This is a genomic window from Streptomyces sp. NPDC088747, from assembly GCF_044751025.1.
Classification (GTDB): Bacteria; Actinomycetota; Actinomycetes; order Streptomycetales; family Streptomycetaceae; genus Streptomyces.
Genome location: NZ_JBIVKZ010000008.1, coordinates 311255 through 329330, shown reverse-complemented (window position 1 = coordinate 329330; position 18076 = coordinate 311255). Strand labels below are relative to the sequence as shown.

19 protein-coding genes and 1 pseudogene are annotated in these 18076 nt (G+C 67.8%); 11 read left to right on the top strand and 9 right to left on the bottom strand.

Going from position 1 to position 18076, the window contains the following annotated elements; all coding sequences use genetic code 11:
- Positions 1 to 159: 159 nt before the first annotated feature.
- Positions 160 to 1368: a flavin-containing monooxygenase gene (locus ACIP79_RS21330; RefSeq protein ID WP_401225505.1), complete on the bottom strand. Its 1209-nt coding sequence runs from the start codon at positions 1366 to 1368 to the stop codon at positions 160 to 162.
- Between the two features lie 242 nt (positions 1369 to 1610).
- Here ACIP79_RS21330 and ACIP79_RS21325 point away from each other — a divergent pair, with 242 nt between their 5' ends.
- From ACIP79_RS21325 to ACIP79_RS21285, 9 genes and pseudogenes are all read left to right on the top strand, one after another.
- Complete coding sequence (locus ACIP79_RS21325; RefSeq protein WP_401225503.1) at positions 1611 to 2063, top strand: DoxX family membrane protein; 453 nt, start codon at positions 1611 to 1613, stop codon at positions 2061 to 2063.
- A gap of 169 nt (positions 2064 to 2232) precedes the next feature.
- A complete protein-coding gene (locus ACIP79_RS21320; RefSeq protein ID WP_387183323.1) occupies positions 2233 to 2640 on the top strand; it encodes a Zn-ribbon domain-containing OB-fold protein in 408 nt (135 codons plus the stop codon).
- Positions 2641 to 2758: 118 nt separating this feature from the next.
- Positions 2759 to 3361, top strand: a complete 603-nt coding sequence (locus ACIP79_RS21315; RefSeq protein WP_401225500.1) for a GNAT family N-acetyltransferase — start codon at positions 2759 to 2761, stop codon at positions 3359 to 3361.
- A gap of 357 nt (positions 3362 to 3718) precedes the next feature.
- A complete protein-coding gene (locus ACIP79_RS21310) occupies positions 3719 to 4456 on the top strand; it encodes a hypothetical protein (protein WP_401225497.1) in 738 nt (245 codons plus the stop codon).
- A pseudogene (locus tag ACIP79_RS21305) lies at positions 4453 to 5268 on the top strand (radical SAM protein); the annotation flags it as partial. The gene ACIP79_RS21310 and the pseudogene ACIP79_RS21305, both read left to right, overlap by 4 nt.
- 54 nt (positions 5269 to 5322) lie before the next feature.
- Positions 5323 to 6006, top strand: coding sequence for a hypothetical protein (locus tag ACIP79_RS21300; protein ID WP_401225664.1), 684 nt, complete (start codon positions 5323 to 5325; stop codon positions 6004 to 6006).
- Entirely contained in the window at positions 5999 to 8545 is a 2547-nt protein-coding gene (locus tag ACIP79_RS21295; RefSeq protein WP_401225495.1) for a CHAT domain-containing protein, read from the top strand. The genes ACIP79_RS21300 and ACIP79_RS21295 overlap by 8 nt, the downstream gene beginning before the upstream one ends.
- Positions 8546 to 8622: 77 nt before the next feature.
- The gene (locus ACIP79_RS21290; RefSeq protein ID WP_401225493.1) at positions 8623 to 9036 is read left to right on the top strand and encodes an NUDIX domain-containing protein; all 414 of its coding nucleotides are present in this window, start codon (positions 8623 to 8625) and stop codon (positions 9034 to 9036) included.
- 34 nt (positions 9037 to 9070) lie between these two features.
- Complete coding sequence (locus ACIP79_RS21285; protein ID WP_401225491.1) at positions 9071 to 9943, top strand: carbohydrate kinase family protein; 873 nt, start codon at positions 9071 to 9073, stop codon at positions 9941 to 9943.
- 92 nt (positions 9944 to 10035) lie between these two features.
- On the opposite strand, the gene ACIP79_RS21280 is transcribed toward ACIP79_RS21285, so the two are convergent.
- From ACIP79_RS21280 to ACIP79_RS21265, 4 genes are all read right to left on the bottom strand, one after another.
- A complete protein-coding gene (locus tag ACIP79_RS21280; RefSeq protein WP_401225489.1) occupies positions 10036 to 10758 on the bottom strand; it encodes a pyridoxal 5'-phosphate synthase in 723 nt (240 codons plus the stop codon).
- Between the two features lie 171 nt (positions 10759 to 10929).
- Positions 10930 to 11715 carry an ABC transporter permease gene (locus ACIP79_RS21275; RefSeq protein ID WP_401225487.1) on the bottom strand — a complete coding sequence of 262 codons (786 nt, stop codon included), beginning with the start codon at positions 11713 to 11715 and terminating at the stop codon, positions 10930 to 10932.
- On the bottom strand, positions 11712 to 12677 hold the full coding sequence (locus ACIP79_RS21270) for an ATP-binding cassette domain-containing protein (protein WP_401225485.1): 966 nt from the start codon (positions 12675 to 12677) through the stop codon (positions 11712 to 11714). Before ACIP79_RS21270 ends, ACIP79_RS21275 begins: the two co-directional genes overlap by 4 nt.
- A gap of 78 nt (positions 12678 to 12755) precedes the next feature.
- Entirely contained in the window at positions 12756 to 13427 is a 672-nt protein-coding gene (locus ACIP79_RS21265; protein ID WP_401225482.1) for a DUF4097 family beta strand repeat-containing protein, read from the bottom strand.
- A 222-nt stretch (positions 13428 to 13649) separates the two neighbouring features.
- Between ACIP79_RS21265 and ACIP79_RS21260 the strand changes: the two genes are divergently transcribed.
- On the top strand, positions 13650 to 14402 hold the full coding sequence (locus ACIP79_RS21260; RefSeq protein ID WP_401225480.1) for a helix-turn-helix domain-containing protein: 753 nt from the start codon (positions 13650 to 13652) through the stop codon (positions 14400 to 14402).
- Positions 14403 to 14412: 10 nt separating this feature from the next.
- Here the strand turns inward: ACIP79_RS21260 and ACIP79_RS21255 are convergent, their stop codons facing one another.
- A complete protein-coding gene (locus ACIP79_RS21255) occupies positions 14413 to 14838 on the bottom strand; it encodes a pyridoxamine 5'-phosphate oxidase family protein (RefSeq protein ID WP_383678138.1) in 426 nt (141 codons plus the stop codon).
- Between the two features lie 383 nt (positions 14839 to 15221).
- Between ACIP79_RS21255 and ACIP79_RS21250 the strand changes: the two genes are divergently transcribed.
- The gene (locus tag ACIP79_RS21250; protein WP_401225659.1) at positions 15222 to 15761 is read left to right on the top strand and encodes a GtrA family protein; all 540 of its coding nucleotides are present in this window, start codon (positions 15222 to 15224) and stop codon (positions 15759 to 15761) included.
- Here the strand turns inward: ACIP79_RS21250 and ACIP79_RS21245 are convergent.
- The 3 genes from ACIP79_RS21245 to ACIP79_RS21235 all read right to left on the bottom strand — a co-directional run bounded on the left by ACIP79_RS21245 (position 15726) and on the right by ACIP79_RS21235 (position 17992).
- Positions 15726 to 16268 carry a hypothetical protein gene (locus ACIP79_RS21245; RefSeq protein WP_401225478.1) on the bottom strand — a complete coding sequence of 181 codons (543 nt, stop codon included), beginning with the start codon at positions 16266 to 16268 and terminating at the stop codon, positions 15726 to 15728. The two genes, ACIP79_RS21250 and ACIP79_RS21245, sit on opposite strands and share 36 nt — an antisense overlap.
- Before the next feature lie 2 nt (positions 16269 to 16270).
- The gene (locus tag ACIP79_RS21240; RefSeq protein WP_401225476.1) at positions 16271 to 16669 is read right to left on the bottom strand and encodes a hypothetical protein; all 399 of its coding nucleotides are present in this window, start codon (positions 16667 to 16669) and stop codon (positions 16271 to 16273) included.
- A 129-nt stretch (positions 16670 to 16798) separates the two neighbouring features.
- Positions 16799 to 17992 carry a thiolase C-terminal domain-containing protein gene (locus tag ACIP79_RS21235; protein WP_401225474.1) on the bottom strand — a complete coding sequence of 398 codons (1194 nt, stop codon included), beginning with the start codon at positions 17990 to 17992 and terminating at the stop codon, positions 16799 to 16801.
- Positions 17993 to 18076 lie beyond the last annotated feature (84 nt).

Here is an 18076-nt window from a genome sequence, read left to right as displayed (position 1 = left end):
GCACGCAAAGACGCGTGGCGGGCACCAGGTTGGTACCCGCCACGCGTCGAAGGGGAACCCTTCCGGGGGCGGCCGGGGAGGTCCGGCCGGAACTCATCCGGGATGGCTGAGGAAGCTCACCGGGGTTCGGGAGGCCGGGACGCCGCCCGGGGAGTCGCGTCAGCTGGTCGTCGGTGATGGTTTGCGGGTCGGGGAGTGGCGGGCGACGGCCTTCGCGATCTTCTCGGCGTCCAGGGCGAGTTCACGGAACATGCCGCTGATGGGGTTGGTGTAGCCGCTGAAGTAGAGGCCGGGAGCGTTTCGCGGGGTGCGGGCCCCGTGCACGACCGGGCGGCCGCGCTCGTCCAGTACGTCGAGGTGGCCGACGAGGTCCTCCAGCGCGCGCCGGTAACCGGTCGCGGCGATCACTACGTCAGGGCCGATCCGGGTTCCGTCGGCGAGGACGACCTTGCCGTCCTCGAAACCCTCCACCGCGGCCACTATCTCGACCCGGCCCTTGCGGACGGCGTCGATGATGCCGACGTCCTGGACGGGGATGGAGCCCTCGTTGACGCGGGAGTAGAGGCCGGTGTCGGGGCGGGGCAGCCCCTGGGCGGAGAGGTCCGGCACGCTCAGCCTGGCCATCGGTCCGGCGAGGCGGTCGACCAGGCCGACCGGCAGCCGCCGTACGACGATGCCCGTGAACTGCGCGGCCCACCCGGCGGTGGAGCGGCGCACGATGTGCGGGGCGGTCCGGACCGCGAGCCGGACCCGGGAGGCGCCGCCCTCGACCAGGTCCACGGCTATCTCGGCGCCCGTGTTGCCGACGCCGACGACGAGGACGTCGTGGCCGGCGAATGGGGCGGGGTTGCGGTAGTCGGCGGCGTGCAGGAGTTCGCCGGTGTAGGCGTCGCGGCCGGGCCAGTCGGGGATCAGCGGTGTGTGGTTGTAGCCGGTGGCGACGACCACCGCGCTGCCCGTCAGCTCCCGCCCGCCGGTGGCACGCAGCAGCCAGCCGTCGCCGCCGGGAGCGGGCTCGACGCGCGAGACCTCGACCCCCGTCACGATCTCCAGCTGGTGGTGCTCGGCGTACTTCTCCAGATAGCGCACCACGTTGTCCCGCGACACCCACCGCCCGAACGAGCGCGGCATCGGCAGGCCGGGCAGTGCGGACAGCCGCCGGGTGGTGTGCAGGCGCAGCCGGTCGTAGTGGCGCCGCCAGGACGCCCCGACGTGGTCGGACTTCTCCAGCACCACGGCGCGTACGCCCTGCGCGCGCAGGGCGTGTGCCGCGGCGAGTCCGCCGGGGCCGCCGCCGATCACGTACACGGGGCGGTCTTCGTGGGACGGCACCGGGTGCGGCGTCGAGGAGGAAGAGGAGTCGGCCATGTCCGCGAGCGTAATCAAAGGGTCATTTGTTAGGTCTCGGTCAAGCCCGGAATCGGTTGCGAACTGATCACGGCTGTGGGAGGGGTGGGTGGGGTCGGTGGCGTAGGTCGCCTGGTTGTGCGCGCGGGCGGTGGGGTGTGTGGGCGGCGGAGTCCGTTCGGCGGGGTGTACGCCTCTTGCGCGGGCGCTCGGGTCCGGTGAAACTGACGTACCGTCAGAAACCGAGAGGGGCGCGGGAGTTCATGGACACGATCTGGCTCAGTGGGGCGGAATGGCTGGCCGTGCTCCGTATCGGGCTCGGGCTCTGGTGGCTGGAGAGCTGGCGGCACAAGGACAAGAAGGCGTGGTTCGAGCGGGGGAGCGGCATCGCGTGGGCGGCGGACGTCGCGGCGAAGCACCGTTGGAAGGCGGTCAGGAGCGGCTTCGACACCGTCGTCGCGCCGCGTCCCCGCACGATGGCCTACGTGGTCGCGTACGCGGAACTCGCGCTGGGCCTCGGGCTGATCCTCGGTTTCCTGACACCGGTCGCCCTGGTCGGAGGCCTTCTCCTCAACCTCCTCTACCTCGTCCTCATGATCCACGACTGGGCCGAGCAGGGGCAGAACTCGATGATGGCGCTGATCTCGGTCGTCGCGCTGTTCGGGATGGCGTGGCAGACGTGGTCGGTGGACGACGCGCTCGGGCTGTTCTCGTGAGCGCGGGGGCGCGGGCCTACGCCGGGGGGTTGCTCGCTCGCCTCGGTGCCGGGCCGCTCCCGGTTCTGACGGGCGTCGGGCCGCTCCCGGTTCTCGTGGGCGCCGGGTCGGGCCCCGTTTCTCTCGGTGCCAGGTCGGCCCCCGTTTCTCTCGGTGCCGGGAGCGGCTCGTGACGGGCGCGCGGTTCGATCTGCCTGAGGTGGATGCCTTCACGCGGCCGTACTGGGACGCGGCGGCGGAGGGGCTGCTGCTGGTGCGGCGGTGCGGTGGGTGCGGGCGGGCCCACCACTACCCCCGGGAGTTCTGCCCGCGCTGCTGGAGCGAGGACGTGCGGTGGGAGCGGGCGAGTGGCCGCGCCACGCTCTACACGTGGTCCGTCGTCCACCGTAACGACCTCCCGCCGTTCGGCGAGCGCGTCCCGTACGTCGCCGCCGTCGTCGACCTCGCCGAGGGGCCCCGGATGATGACCGAGGTCGTGGAGTGCGAGGAGGGTGCGCTGCGGGCCGGGATGGGGCTTGAGGTGACCTTCCGGGCCGTGGGGGACGTGTGGGTGCCGGTGTTCCGGCCCGGGGAGTGAGCCGCACGGGCGGAGCGCCGGGTGCGGCCGGGACACCCGCGACGGCCCGCGGGCCCGCCTTCGCCCCGTATCGGGCCCCGGGTGGGAGTTGTAGGCACCGAGGGGTTTCAATGGCGGAATGTCCGACGTCCACGAGCAGTACGCCATCCGTCCCTTTCCCGAGCAGCGCGGTCACGGTCTGTGGCTGCGCCCCTGGAACGCCGAGTCCGACGTCGACGTCTCGGCGTGGCTGCGCGGGCTGTCCGACCCTGAGTTCCAGCGCTGGAACACGCCCCTGAGGGTCGTCCGGGACATCGACGGCGCGCGCGAGTCGATCCGCTCGCGCGCGGATGCCGCGGTGGACGGGAGCGGCGTGTCCTTCTGCGTCGAGGACGAGGACACCGGCACGGTCCTCGGGCACATCGGCGTCAACGAGATCGACCACGTCATGCACTGCGCCCGCGTCGGCTACTGGGTCCTCCCCGAGGCCCGCGGCCGGCAGGTCGCCACCCGTGCCCTCCTCGTCGCCACCCGGTTCGGCTTCACCGACCTCGGCCTGCACCGGCTTGAGCTGGGCCACGCCCTGGGGCACGAGGCGTCCTGCCGTATCGCCGAGCGCTGCGGATACCGGTACGAGGGAACGATGCGGGGCGCGATGTTCGAGTCGGGCCGGCTCGACGCGTTCCGGGACGTACATCTGCACGGCAGGGTGGCCACGGATCCGGAGCCGGCCGCCGACTGACGAGTGCTTCATCGCTTGGACGAGGGGGACACGTCGGCCCGTGATTGCTCATCGCGGCGTGGATTAGGACTACGAGGCCGTGCGAGTAGGTGTCGTAGTCACCAGAGACGGCGGCAGTGCATCGGTCGAAGATTCATTCGTCCAACTAGCGCCTGCTCATCACCTTGCGTCCTCGTAATGCCCATGGATGACTGGCCAGGGCCGTCCTCGACGGGTTGATCTCTGGCTGGCAGTCAAACGTGATCACCGCGCTCCGTGGCGCGTGGCGTGAAGTAGGGGGCGCTTTTTGGAGCACAGGCCCAAACCCGCACGGGGTATGCCACGCTGACGTTTCCGGTATCGAATCGGGGGTGGCGTATGACAGCGATTCACGAGCAGTATGCCAGCGAGATGCGCCAGGAGTTCGGCTATCTCGCGGCCTGGTTGCCAGGGACAGCGATCGCTCTGGGCGACATCGGGGTCCTCCGTGGAACGCGTTTCGAATCCCTAACCAGTCTTTCCGCGTTAGGCGTTGACTTTGCCTCTCAGCCCATGCGAGCTGTGGGCGATCTTGAGTACGCGTCTGCCGGGCAGGTTGACGTCGAATGGCATGGTCGCGGAGGTCTTCTGGGCGGGGCAGGTGCCGAGGGTGGGGTCACCGTCTCTTTCAAACGATCCAATGCAATCTTCTTCCAGGCAAGTGGTTGCGTCACCGGAACGATGGCGGATCTGCCGACAGTGGAACAGGCCTTGATCGGGATGGACAAGGAGCGGTGGCGTCGCGATTGGGCCGTGGTCACGGAAGTAGTTGTGGCACGGTCGGCGGCGGTCATCATCTCGAGCCGGTCGGGTGGACGGCTGGACCTGCGGCTTCAAGGCGGTGGTGGCGGGGCCTCACTGGCTGAATTGGCGTCACGGTTGCGGATTGCGTCGGAGGCGGGGATCGCAGCGAGAGTGCTGACTGCGTCGGGGCTGACGCCCTTGTTCAGGGTCTGCCAGCTTCGTGGGGGAGTAGTGCGACGGATGACATTGGTCTACCGCGGCGAGGGGCAGGTCGCCGGTGCGCGCTCCGGCAGCGGGGTTGGGTCGCTGGACGAGGAGAAGTCCCCGCAATGAGGTGGGCATGCACGCTGGCAGATGTGGAACAGGCTGTTGGCCAGGCGCTGTCGTCTCGTCGTTGCGTGGTTGCGCTGGAGCGGGCGGGGGTGCCGGCCCGGGCGGATGCACTGTCCGACGTCGTGTATGAGGCGCTGTCTCGCGCCCTGACTGGTGGCGTTCCCCCCGACGGCAACTACGGGGCTGCGCTGCCTGTGACGGTGCGGGGCCACAGCGGCCTGGCGCTGTTGTCCGCTGCGGAGGGGAGAGTGCGCTGTGACGGAGTCCTGCCTGTGCTGGGTGGGCGCTTCGCACATGGGTTGGACAGTGTGATTTTCGGGCGGTGGGACGCCTTGCTGGCGGTATCGCCGGAAGCGTCATGGCGCGTCATCCCCGCTCACGGTGGCGAGTTCATTCCAGGAGAATTAGACGATCACGTTGAGCGGTTACGGGCGGTCACACGGGGCGAAAGCCGAGGGCCTGTCCAAGTTGATTTCGATGTGAGCATGGCTTGCCCGTCCTCGTGCTCATTCTGCTTCTCCGCTCCCTACCGTGCCACCCGCAGAGACGGGCGTCTGCTGGACGGCGATCTCCTGTTGAAGCTGATCAAGCAGTGGGCTGCGGACGGCGTGCGAGTGGTGCGCTTCGATGGGGGAGGCGATCCGCTGACGCATCCACGGTTACCAGAGGCTTTGTCCTTATGCGCGCAACTGGGCATGCGCACGGCTGTACTGACTGCGGGCGACCTGTTGTCGGGGGCGTTGCTTCCAGTGTTGCTTGCGGCTCGGACGTACCTTCGGGTGAGTCTTAATGCGGCTTCGGACGGGACGAGGTGGAGGCTGCACGGTCAGCGATCCGGGAGCGGAGGGCTGACGAAAATTCTGCGGATGATCGATGTACTGGCACGGTTGCGGGACGAGGAGTGGGGCCCGGAGGCTGGTGCAGTGATGCCGCTGGGAGCGACGTCCATGATTCATCCCGCGAATGCCGATGAAGTCGCGTCTTTGGCTCGTCTGGCCCGTGATACAGGATTTGATCACCTTTCTTTTCGGGTAATCCTGGGCCGGGATCATAGGATGAACTTCTCCACTGAACAGCTTGCCTCGCTGAGGACGCAGTTTGCTGAGATACGGCGAAGTGTTGTCAGCGATAGTTTCCAGGTGTTTTTACCGACGCGTGATCTGACGGACACCGGATATGTGCCCAGCCGGCACTTCACTGTATGTCGTGCGTCCACTCATCGTGCTGTAGTCGAGGTGGGTAGCGCACCGGACCGGGCGGCTGTGGTCCCCTGCGGGCGCTACCGCGGAGAGGGCTACCGCTCGGAGGGGGCGGACGGACGGAGGACGCTGTTCGGGGAACTGGACGGGAGGGCGACGCTGAGCGGTTTACATGGGACGGCGAGCAGTCAGCGGATGCTCGCTGAGTTCCCTCATCGGTGCGGGGACTGCATCGATCGCTCGATGAATAAAGTATTGGAAGGCATCTCTGAGTATCTGGTGAAGTCGCCTGGGGCTCAATTCCACCCGTTCGATACCGATGGGGTGTCGGGAGATGGTGCCGGTGCGTAACTACCTCGATTTCCGAGTGGAGATCTTCTCCCTTCATGACGCTGAGTGGGCAGTGCACGCTTCCTGTGCGCTGGGAGAAACGCGCGGCACGACAGCCGTACCGATCGACCGGGCCAGGATCGACCATCTAGTGGCGGAGTTGGATGCGCACACAATCAGCGCCGGAGCCTGCTTTGAATTGGGCACGCTGCTGGGGGGCCTGCTGCTGCCCGGTGAGGTTCTGGATCTCTTTCGTGCCGCGTTTCCGGCTGAAGTCGACGCTGATCAGGGCATCCGCCTTCGTCTGGTCATTCGTGAGGCTTGGGCAGCGAGCCTGCCATGGGAACTGGCTCATGTGCCGCTGAGAGTTGCCGATGAGGTCAACCCGTACTTGGCTGTGCATCCCGCGGTGTCCCTTTTGAGGCACGAGGCGATCCCCTCACCGCAGCCCATGCTGGAGGCGACCGAAGGTCCTTTGCGTGTGCTGTGCGCCAGCGCCCGTCGCTTACCAGGACTGGACACACTGAGGGCAAGTGATATGGCGGGGCCTGGTTTGACCGGGCTGGCGGGACTGCGAGTCGAGGAATTGCCGGACCCGGTGTCAGCGGGCCCGCTGGAGGAAGCCCTCTGCTCGCCCTGGGACGTCTTTCACTTTGCCGGTCATTCGCTGCGCCGCCCGCGGGTTGACGGGACCGAAATGGTGGGTCTGGCAATTGCTGACGACCGCGGAGAGAACGCTCTACTGTCGGCTGATCGTCTGGCAGTACTGTTGCAAGCTGCAAAGGTGAAGATCGCTGTACTGAGCACCTGTAACCCCAACCAAGGGCTGGGGGAGCATCGCCTGGCTCTGGGCACCTTGCTTGTTGAAGCGGGTATCCCAGCCGTGATCGTTATGCAGTTTCCTGTAGAGGACTCTCACGCGGCTGCTTTCAGTGGCGGATTTTACCGTGCACTAGCCTCGGGGGCGTCCCTGGACGAGTCTGTCGCTGATGGACGGCGCAGGGTTCTGGAACTAGGAATTCTCACCGACTGGGCGGCACCGGTCACGTTTTGCCGTTCCACCCACAACACCTTCTTCACCCGCCGCGGGGACCAGGCCGGCGGTCATACTTCCTCCTACCGAGCCGGCCACGGAGGCGTGCGGCCGACAGAGGATACCCAGATCTGGGAGGGTCTGCGTAATCTGTGCGATCAGTGGGAGCCCTCAGCCTCTGTCGACGAGCGCATGGAGATCACCCGGCTCGCCATGTTGTGGCAGGCCGAAGCGAGCCAGAAAGGCGCAGTCTCAGCAGCCCTGGTGAAGGTCCTGGGAGAGGCGTATCCCACTGCTGTTCCAGAATATGAGCTGCGGACGAAACTCGACCTTCCGGACCGGCGAAAGTTGGCAGCGGCTGTGAGGGAGGCGAATCAGAAACTGGCGGAAGATAATCGCGAAGAGCTTTCGCGGTTTACTGTCGCCGGGCCCGAGGGGGCCGGACAGTCCTACTTCCTGCAGCGTCGTCCCGTTGCCGATCTAATCGAGCGATCCCCCACTGCACATGCAAAGCTCGACTACCATCTGCGGCTCGCGTTCGGGCTCTATGACGTGGGAGACTACAAGCAGAGTACGGCGAACCTCATCGACAGGCTAGATTCCTCCCACCGTAATAACGGCCTGCTGACCGTTCCCGAACATGCTCTGCTCTTTTACTACCTTTCGAAGTCACTTCTTAAGCTCAACCGTTACGAAGAACTGCTCGCCGTCATTGAAGGCCCCTATCGCAAGCTGTCGCACAGCGTGCTTGCCGACCTCGAGGTTGAGCGACTGCACGTCGCTGGTGTCCGGCACCGTCATCTCGGAGAACTGTCACCCGCGCAGACATGCTTCGAGCGCGCGATAGGCACCTTGAGGGGCACCCCCGAGGCGGCTCGCGAACCAGCTGCCCTGTGCAGCCTGGGCGACAGTTGGGTCCTGCTCGCGCAGTGCCGACTGGAGCAGGCGTTGGACCGCTCGGTGTCGTTGATCGTGCGGGAGGCCGCCCTTATCTCTGCCCGTGATGCCCTGCGCGAGGGCACCGCGCAGTTCAGCGAGCTCCGAAGAATCACTGGCGTCGGCACCCACTACGAAGGGCGCCTCAACGGCACACAAGCCTTTGAGACTGTGGTCAGCAGCCTAATATGCGCGGACTCGGTGACAGCGGACAAGTGGGACCAGGCGGTCTCTTTCGCGGAGGCCGGCTTCAAACCGGAACGGGACCGCAAACCATTCGGCATCGTCGCCGGGAAGTTCGCGCTCAGCAGCGTCCTGCTCGCCTGCGCGCGCTGGCACTGCCTTGCCAGCGCTGGATCCGGGGGCATCCGGGCGGGAGTTCTCATCTCCCAGGCTCTCGGCCATCTGAAATCACTGCGAGCTGACCAGATGGAGGGGAAACGCGTCTATTTGGGTCCCCGGTTCGAGGTAGCCAAGATCGAACTTGCCACGCGCACAGCAAGGGAACTCGTAGCACGTCAGGACGTCTACAGCGTCGAATTGTGGGATGACGTGGCCTCACGCGAGGCCGTTTGGAGCCCCCTCGTATGAGAAGAGGCCTTGTGTTTCCGTACACAGATGTCAAAGCGAAGTCCTCCCCCGCCGCCAAAGGAAGCTACTCCCTTTACATGGCTGCGGCCTTCGCGTTTATTTTCTCGCCGGATGGAAAACTTCTGCTCCTAAAGGAGGACGAGAAGAAGCGAAAGTACATGTGGGACCTGCCTGGCGGTACTCTTGGCAATCGGGAAGTGCCGCTTGACGGCCTGCACCGCGAAGTTCAAGAAGAAACGGGGCTCAATATCACCGTTCTGTCGCCGACCTGCTGGCTGAAATGGGACCTCCATGAGAGCGGAAATCCCATTCTGGTTGCCTTCTATCTGGCGGCCACTGAAAACCCCCAGGTCACAGTCTCGGAAGAGCACACGTCCTACCGTTGGGTCACCTCTTCGGAATACTTCGACGAACGACTGAAGGTTTCCGCGGAGGAACCCATCGTCGTGGATTGCTTTGACCGCTACCGAGAACTCACCAGGCATGGGTGAGCCATGCCCAGCCCGCGTCACCGTTCTCGGCGACGTGAACCTCGAAATTACCGGCGCGATAGGCCAGCGCTTCGGCGACCTCACCGCCAGTCGCCTCATTTCCGCACCGCTGACTGTCTGGGTGGGAGGAACGGGTGCCAATTTCGCCACAGCGGCGGTCCCCCGCTTCGCCAAAGTTCGACTCCTGGGCGCCGTAGGGGCCGACAGGCCAGGTGCAATGATCGAATCCTCACTGCGCGCACTCGGAATCGACGCCCGGCTATACCGCTGCCCGGAGCGACCGACGGGCACGGTGGTGACCCTGCGTGAAGGAGGTGCTGATGGGGGTGCGCGGCTCATGGTCGCAAGCCCTCTTAGCGCCAACGACAGCCTGAGTAGAGCCAAGTTGGAGCAAAACGCGGACTGCCTCGATGATGTTCACTTACTGGTTGTGGATGGTTACGGCCTCCTGCACGAGCCACGACGGACGGCAGTCCTCGCCGCCATGGCACGTGCGCGTGCTGCCGGAGCCCAGGTGATGCTCGATCTCGTACCGCACCACTTGGACCAGTTGATCAGTCGCCAGGAGCTTCACGTCTGGCTGACCCATGTCTCCATCATCGTTACCGAAGTTGTCACGGTCCGCGCGTTGCTGAACCTTCAGCCGTCGAAAGAATCCGCAAACATTCACGATGCTACGGAGACAGCCAAACACCTGGAGCGGAACTTCCCCGGTCGTGCATTCCTCCTGCGTTTCGGGGCGCATAACATCGACGAATCGCTCGTCTGGCGATCCTCTCAGAAGGTCCATAGGTACACAGGCTTCACCCAGACGGCCGTAGCCCATGGTTTCGGCGACCGCCTCACGGTTGAGGAAGTGTCCCGCTACTTCACTGACTGCTGGCTGAGGCATTCCTGCGAACCGTAGTTGCCCCGTGCTCCGGACGCTCGCGTGCATCGGCCTCGTCATTACATGGTGGCTTGTCACCAACTCCTCCGCCGTCCCGTAGTCGGCGGGGTTCACGGCCACAGCAGTTCTCTGCTCCAACCGGACTCCGTGCGGCGGTAGTCGAGGCGTACGTGGCGTCGCTGGGCGTCTCCCTGGAAGAACTCCACCTCGTCGGGGCGGAGATGGTAGAGGGTCCAGGTGGGGGCGGGGGTGTCCGGTGTGTGCCGGGCCTGGGTCCAGGCCGCTTCCGAGGCGCGCTCCAACTCCTCGTACGACGGCAGGACTTCGCTCTGGCGGCCGACGAGGGCGGCGGCCAGCGCGCCGGTGGAACGGGCGTGCAGATCCGCCTGGCCCTCCTCCGCCGGGGCGACGGTGACCGGGCCGCGGAGGCGGATCTGGCGGCCCTGCGCGGGCCAGTAGAAGCCGAGGGCGGCGTACGGGCGGGCCGCCAGTTGCCGGCCCTTGCGGCTCGTCGAGTGGGACGCGAACGACCAGCCCTCCGCGTCCGCCCCGTGCAGCATCACCGTGCGCACGTCCGGCAGCCCGTCCTCGCCCGCCGTGGCGAGGGACATCGTGTGCGGCTCGGTCTGGCCCGCCGCCACCGCCTCCGCGAACCACCGCTCGAACAGCGGCAACGGTTCGTCGGGTGCCGCGCCCGGATCGAAGGGCGGCAGGTCGGTGTCCCAGACCCGCTGGGACCGGAGCAGACGGACGAACTCGGCGGACGGGCCGGTGGTCGCGGACGGTCCGGTGGTCGCGGACGGTCCGGTGTGTACGGGGTGCTCGGCGCTCATCCCCCGATTGTCACTCGGGAGGCCGCCCGGCACACGAACGGGAGGCCGTTCCGCACACGAACGGGCAGCCGTTCCGCACACGAACAGGGCGGCGTACGCCGACGCGGTGTCGGGGTACGCCGCCCTCGGGTGGGACGGGTCGCGGGCGGGTGGCCCGCGTGGTCATGGCGATTACTTCGGGTCGTCGTTGAACCTCGCGGTCGACCAGCGGTAGCCGAGCACGGCCAGGCCGACGCACCAGGCGATGGCGATCCAACCGTTGTTGCCGATCTCGGTGCCGAGGAGCAGGCCGCGCAGCGTCTCGATGGCCGGGGTGAAGGGCTGGTACTCGGCGACCGGCTGGAACCAGCCCGGCATCGTGTCCAGGGGGACGAAGGCGCTGGAGAGGAGCGGCAGCAGGATCAAGGGCATCGCGTTGTTGCTGGCGGCCTCGGCGTTCGGGCTGACCAGGCCCATTCCGACCGCGATCCAGGTGAGCGCCATGGCGAAGAGCACGAGCAGCCCGAACGCCGCCAGCCACTCCAGAACGGTGGCGTCGGTGGACCGGAACCCGATGGCCACGCCGACGGCGCCGACGAGGACCACGCTGGCGACCGACTGGAGCACGCTGCCGATGACGTGTCCGACGATGACGGAGCCTCGGTGGATCGCCATGGTGCGGAAGCGGGCGATGATGCCCTCGGTCATGTCGGTGGAGACGGAGACCGCGGTGCCGATCGTGGTGCTGCCGATGGTCATCATCAGGATGCCCGGGACGATGTAGGCGATGTAGTCGGAGCGGTCGGCGCCGCCAATGCCCGCGCTCATGGTGTCGCCGAAGATGTAGACGAAGAGCAGCAGCAGCATGATCGGCGTGAGCAGCAGGTTGAGGGTCATGGACGGGTAGCGCCGGGCGTGCAGCAGGTTGCGCCGCAGCATCGTGGACGAGTCGCGCACGGCGAGGGACAGAGAGCTCATCGGACAGTCTCCTTCGACTGGTCGGCCTGGCTGGGGACGCTGGTTCCGCCGGTGATGGCGAAGAAGACGTCGTCGAGGTCGGGGGTGTGCACGGTCAGTTCGTCGGCCTGGACGCCGGCCGCGTCGAGCCGTTCGAGGATGGTGCGCAGGTCGCGCTGGCTGCCGTCGCTGGGGAGTTGCAGGGCGAGGCTCTCGTCGTACCGGGCGGCGTCGGGCAGTTCGACGGCGGCGGAGCGGTAGGCGGCGGGGTCGGTGAAGCGGAGCCTGACGTGGCCGCCGGGGATGAGCCGTTTCAGTTCGTCCGCGGTGCCTTCGGCGGCGAGTCCGCCGTCGTGCAGTACGGCGATGCGGTCGGCGAGTTCGTCGGCCTCCTCCAGGTACTGGGTGGTGAGGAAGACGGTGACGCCGTCGGAGACGAGCTCGCGGATGATCTGCCACATGTTGTGGCGGGAGCGCGGGTCGAGTCCGGTGGTTGGTTCGTCGAGGAAGATGATCCGCGGGCTGCCGACCAGCGTCATCGCGATGTCGAGGCGGCGTTTCATGCCGCCGGAGTAGGTGGACGCGGGTTTCTTCGCCGCTTCGGTGAGGTCGAACCGCTCCAGCAGTTCGGCGGTGACCCGCCGCCCTTCCTGCTTGGAAAGGTGGTGCAGGTCCGCCATCAGGAACATGTTCTCCTCGCCGGTGATCAGGCCGTCGACGGCGGAGAACTGACCGGTGACACCGATCGCGGCCCGCACGCCCTGCGGGTCGGTGGCCAGGTCGTGGCCTGCGACCTGCGCCTGCCCGCCGTCGGCGCCGATCAGCGTGGAGAGGATCTTCACGGCGGTGGTCTTGCCGGCGCCGTTCGGGCCGAGGAGGGCGAACACCGACCCCGCAGGGACGGCCAGGTCGATGCCGTCGAGGACGGTCTTGTCGCCGTAGGACTTGCGCAGCCCGTTCGCCGCGATGGCCATGCTGGTCATGAGGGGTGCTCCTTCAGAGGCCGCGTGTGACGGTCAGGGGTCGTGTGTGACGTGCCGGTCGGATGCTGCGTGTGCTGGTCAGAGGCTGCGGGCGGTGATGTCGCCGTAGGAGGTGGTCGCGTGGATGTCGAGGCCGGCGGCGGCGCCGTCGGTGTTCTTGAGCGCGTTGTGGATCCGGCCGTGGGCGGTGCCGGCGTCGAGGGTGGCGGAGACCCCGTGGGCGGCGCCGACCGAGATCTCGCCCTGCTGGGTGCTCAGGGTGACCGTGCCGCGTACGGCTTCGGCGATGGCGATGTCGCCCTTCTGGGTGCTGATCTCCGCGGCACCGCCCAGGCGGCCGACCGAGATGCCGCCGGCGAGGACGGCGAGGCGGGCGCTCCCGGTCTCGTCGAGCTTGACCGTGCCCTGCGCGCCCTCGAAGGCGACGTCGCCGAGCCGTCCGACGCCGCGGAACTCGGCGTCGGCCGCCTTCGCCTCGATGTCGGAGCCCGCGGGCAGCTGGACGGTGACCTCGATGGATCCGGAGGCGCCGAGGATCCGGTTCTTCGCCGCCGGGACCTCGATCCGCAGGACACCGGCCTCGTAGGCGACCTCGGTCTGTTCCGCCGCCTTCATGTCGCGGCTCTTCGAGGCGTCCGCGGGCAGGACCTCGACCGTGGTGTCGGCCCGGTCGGCGGCGATGAACCGGATGCGTCCCGCGGGGATGTCGAGGACGACCGAGACGGCGGCGGGGGTGTCGAACCTACGCATGGTGCTCTCCTTCGTTTCCTTGTTTCTGTTGTTGGAAACGCTACGTTGCATTTACGGAACCGGCAACGGTTTTGTTGCACTGGATGCGCATCAGGGCAGGTGAGAGCTGTTAAATCGTTGCAATCGTGCTGAGAGTTAACGCAACACTGACATCAGTGCGTTGCAATGGAATGGAAGTGAACGCTATGGTGAGGGCATCCGAGGAGTACGAAGGAGATCGCGATGCCGGGCGGCAGGCTCACTCAGCAGGAACGTCAGCAGATCGCGCTGGGGCTGGCCGACGGCCTCGCGTACGCGGAGATCGCCCGACAGCTCGACCGTCCGACCTCGACGGTCACGCGTGAGGTGATGCGCAACGGCGGTCCCACCGGCTACCGCGCCGACCTCGCCCACCGCGCCACCGAACACCGCGCCCACCGCCGCGGTCAGGCCGCGCCCCGGGGGGCGGAGGCGACCCCGCAGGACCACGGACGCGACCCGGAGGCCGTGCGCGAGTACGTGGAGACGCTCACGACCGTCTTCATGCAGTCGGGCATGCCCAAGATGATGGCCCGGGTGCAGGCCTGCCTCTGTACGTCCGACACGGGCAGCCTCACCGCGGCCGAACTGGTCCAGCGCCTCCAGGTCAGCCCGGCGTCCATCTCCAAAGCGGTCGCGTTCCTCGAGAGCCAGGGCCTCATCCGTCGGGAACGGGACGAACGCCGCCGCGAGCGCTACGTCGTCGACGACGACGTCTGGTACCAGTCGATGATGGCCAGCGCCCGGTCCATCACCCAGATAGTGGAAACCGCACGGCAGGGCGTCGGCACCCTTGGCGCGGGCACTCCGGCCGGCGCCCGTCTGGAGAACATCGCCCGCTTCCTCGACTTCGTCGGCGAGAGCACCGCCCGCGCCGCGGACCAGGCCCGCGCGATCCTCCACACAAAGCCGGAACCCGCCTCGGACGGCACTGCCGAGACGGGTTCGGATCGTTGAGGGGTGAGGACTACACCGTGCCGAGGTCGGACGACACCCAGCGCTCGGGGCGCATGCGGACGATCACGTAGACGCCGTGCTCCTTCCAGGCGGAGTCGACGTAGCCGTCGACCTTGTCGGCCGGAAGGTAGCGGGCCGAGATCTCCTGGAGCTGTTCGCGGGTGGCGGGCGTGGTGTCGAGCACCGGCCCCTCGACCGACACGTACCGGATGGTGGGTTCGAGCCGGTCGACCATCAGGGAGTACCTGCCGGCCGCGCTGATCAGTACGTTCTTCCGCGAGTCCCGCTCAGTCATGATCCACACGGTGCCGTCGGACTCGTACTGGTACCAGATCGGCACGGTGAGCGGGGCCCTTCCCTCCCCGGCGTCGACCGCGATCGCGGCGATGTGCGGTTCGGCGAGGAAGGCTTCGCGCTCTTCGCGGGTCAGGGCCATGGTGGTCTCCTCCGTGTTGCGGACGTGTGCGGACGTACTGCGCGAACAGTGGATGTCCGCCTCAGCGTGCCCGGCACCGTTCCGTATTCCGGGTGACGGCGTTTCGGTAGCGACCCCCGGCCGAGGGTAGGGCTAGCCACACCATGAGTTGGGTAGTGCACCTCCTCGTGCCGACGCGCGGGCGACGACATTGTTGAACCCAGTTGGTCCCAGAGGTTCACGGCCCCGCCCGGAAGGAAACCCCTCCCATGAAGTCGCTGCTCTCGTCGAAGCCGGAAACGGCGTGTGCGGTGACTGCGTATGCGGAAACGGCTTACTCCGTACGGGAGTTCGCGCCGGTGACGCCGGTGACGCCGGTGACGCCGGTGACGCCCGCGAGGTCCGTGACGTCGGCGGGGCCGGAGACGCCGGTGGCACCCGGCCCGCTCGCCTCCTTCGCCCGCTTCGTGCTCTGTGGTGGCGGCGTCGGTCTCCTCTCCAGTGCCGCCGTGGCGGAACTCGCCGGGGCGCTGCCCTGGGCGCTGGCGAACGCGCTGGTCACCGTCGCCTCCACACTCCTGTGCACGGAGTTGCACGCGCGCTTCACCTTCGGGGCCGGGCGGCGGGCCGGATGGCGCCAGCACTGGCAGTCGGCGGGATCGGCGGCGGGCGCGTACGCGGTGACCTCCGCCGCGATGTTCGCCCTGCACCTCGCGCAGTCGTCGCCCAGGACGCTGACCGAACAGGCCGTCTACCTCGGCGCCTCCGGGCTCGCCGGAATCGGACGCTTCCTGGTGCTGCGCCTGTTCGTCTTCGCGGGCGACCGGAACCGGACACCGGCACCGGCACCGGCGATGAAGCCGACGCCGGTGAGGGCGGTACGTCCGAACCGGTCGACGCCGAACCTGTCAGCGCCGAACTGCCTCGTCCTCTCGGCGGGTTGAGGCGCTCAGGGCCTTGTCCATGCGGCGCAGCCGTCGGTGCTGGAGCCTGCTGTTGCCGATGGCCCAGGCGAGGAAGACCACGGTCAGCACCGAGAAGCCGACCGTCTGCCGAGTGCCCGCCGTCATGGCCGTGGCCGCGGTGACGGAGCAGAAGAGCAGGGCGAGGAAGACCAGCGCGGCGACCCGGTGCCGGGTGCGGTGCAGCCGCTGCCCGACCAGGGCGCGCATGGCGTCCCGCTCCTGCGGGTCCGTGGGGACCTCGTCCTTGCGGAGCTTCGCGTCCAGCGAGACGAGCCCGTCCGTGGATCCACCCGCCGCCCGCCTCTCCTTGCGCCGGACGAGGAACACGACGAACACCCCGCCGATCGAAGTGAGCGCGACGCCCAGGAGCACCGACAGCGCCGAGTCACCGGGATAAAGCAGCATGACCAGCGCACTGGCGCCGAGGACGGACAGGGCGATCTGGAGCCAGAGGTGCCTGCTCAGAAAGACGTTGATTCTCTCCATGGTCAGCGGCCCCTCGCATCCGTGTCCCTGACGCCCGTGTCCCTGACATCCGTGTCCCTGGCATCCGTGAGGCTGACGCCCGTGTTCCTGCGCCGGAACGTCATGACGCGCAGAGCCACCGTGACGACCAGCAGCACGCACGCCACGATGCTGTACGCCCACCCGGTCGTGCCCCGTGCGGCGCCGACGACGCCGGCGACCGTCCAGAGCAGCAGGACCGTGCAGAGCGCGGTCCACGCGATGTCCGTGAGACGGAACCGCAGTTGCGTGCGCTGCCTGGTGCCGGGTTCGAGTTCACCGAGTTCGTGGCCCTCGACGCGTTCACGCCCCTCTACGCGTTCACGGCCTTCGGCGCCTTCGCCGCGTTCGGATGTCGCCGGTGCTGGTCCCCGCCGTGCCATGAGTCGGCCCCTCTCCGCTCGCTTCCCCGCTTGCCCACGGGTCTCCCGCGTACCCCGGGTGCTGTCCGACATGCGAGTGAAGTGCCGTACGCGGAAATGGTGTTGGGGTTGCGGGGGGTCGGGGGAGGCTCACCCGCGTCCCAGCACCACCGTCCCCGAGGAGCAGAACCACCCGCCCGTCCCGGAGGCGACAGCCAGCTCGGGAAGGCGTCCGCCCGCCTTCGTCACCTGGCGGTCGCCGGCCTCGCCGCGCAGCTGCCGTACGGCTTCCACCAGCAGGAACAGGCCCCGCATGCCGGGGTGTTGGGCCGACAGTCCGCCGCCGTCCGTGTTGACGGGCAGCTCCCCGCCCACCAGCAGCCGGCCCTTCCCGGCGTCCACGAACGGACCGCCCTCCCCCTTCGCGCAGAAGCCGAGATCCTCCAGGGTCACGAGCGTCATGTAGGTGAAGGCGTCGTAGATCTCGGCGAGGTCGATCTCCTCCGGGCGGACCCCGGCGCGGGAGAAGGCGAGGCGGCCGCTCACCGCCGCCGGGGAGACGGTGAAGTCCGCCCACTCGGACATGGTGGTGTGCGAGACGTGCTCACCGGTGCCGAGCACCCGGATGGGGACGGTACGGCAGTCCCGTACGTACTCCTCGGCCGCCAGCAGGACCGCCGCGCCGCCGTCCGAGCGGATGCAGCAGTGCAGCTTGGTGAAGGGGTCAGCGATCATCGGGCCCGACAGGACGTCGTCGACGGTGACCGGGTCGCGGAACATCGCCTCCGGGTTCGCCGCCGCGTTCGCGCGGGCCTGGACGGCGACGGAGGCGAGCTGTTCCGGGGTGGTGCCGTACTCGTGCATGTGGCGGCGGGCGGCCATCGCGTACTTGGCGACGAGCGTGTGGCCGTACGGGGCCTCGAACTGGAGCGGGCCCCGGGCGCCGAAGGACAGGTCGCCGGTGCGGCGGCCCGCCCTGATGTCGGCGCGGGCGGTGGAACCGTAGACCAGCAGGACGGCGTTGGCGTGGCCGGCCGCGATCGCGTCGGCCGCGTGCGCCGCCATGACCTCCCAGGTGGAGCCGCCGACGGAGGTCGAGTCGACCCAGGTGGGCCGCAGTCCCAGGTACTCGGCCACCTCGACCGGCGCCAGCGTGCCGAGGCCCGCCGACGCGAAACCGTCGATCACCTCCCGGCCGAGCCCCGAGTCGGCCAGCGCGCGGCGCGCTGCCTGGGCGTGCAGGGCGTACGGGGTCGCCTCGTCGACGCGCCCGCAGTCGGAGAGGGCCACGCCGACGACGGCCACCCCGCGCTTACCGGAAGTCCTGGGAGTTCCTGGCGTCATAAATCTGACGGTACATCAGGTAGTGGTGGGCGGGGGAGGGCGTCGTGGGCCTGTGCATTCCCGGGGCGCGGGCCTAATATGACG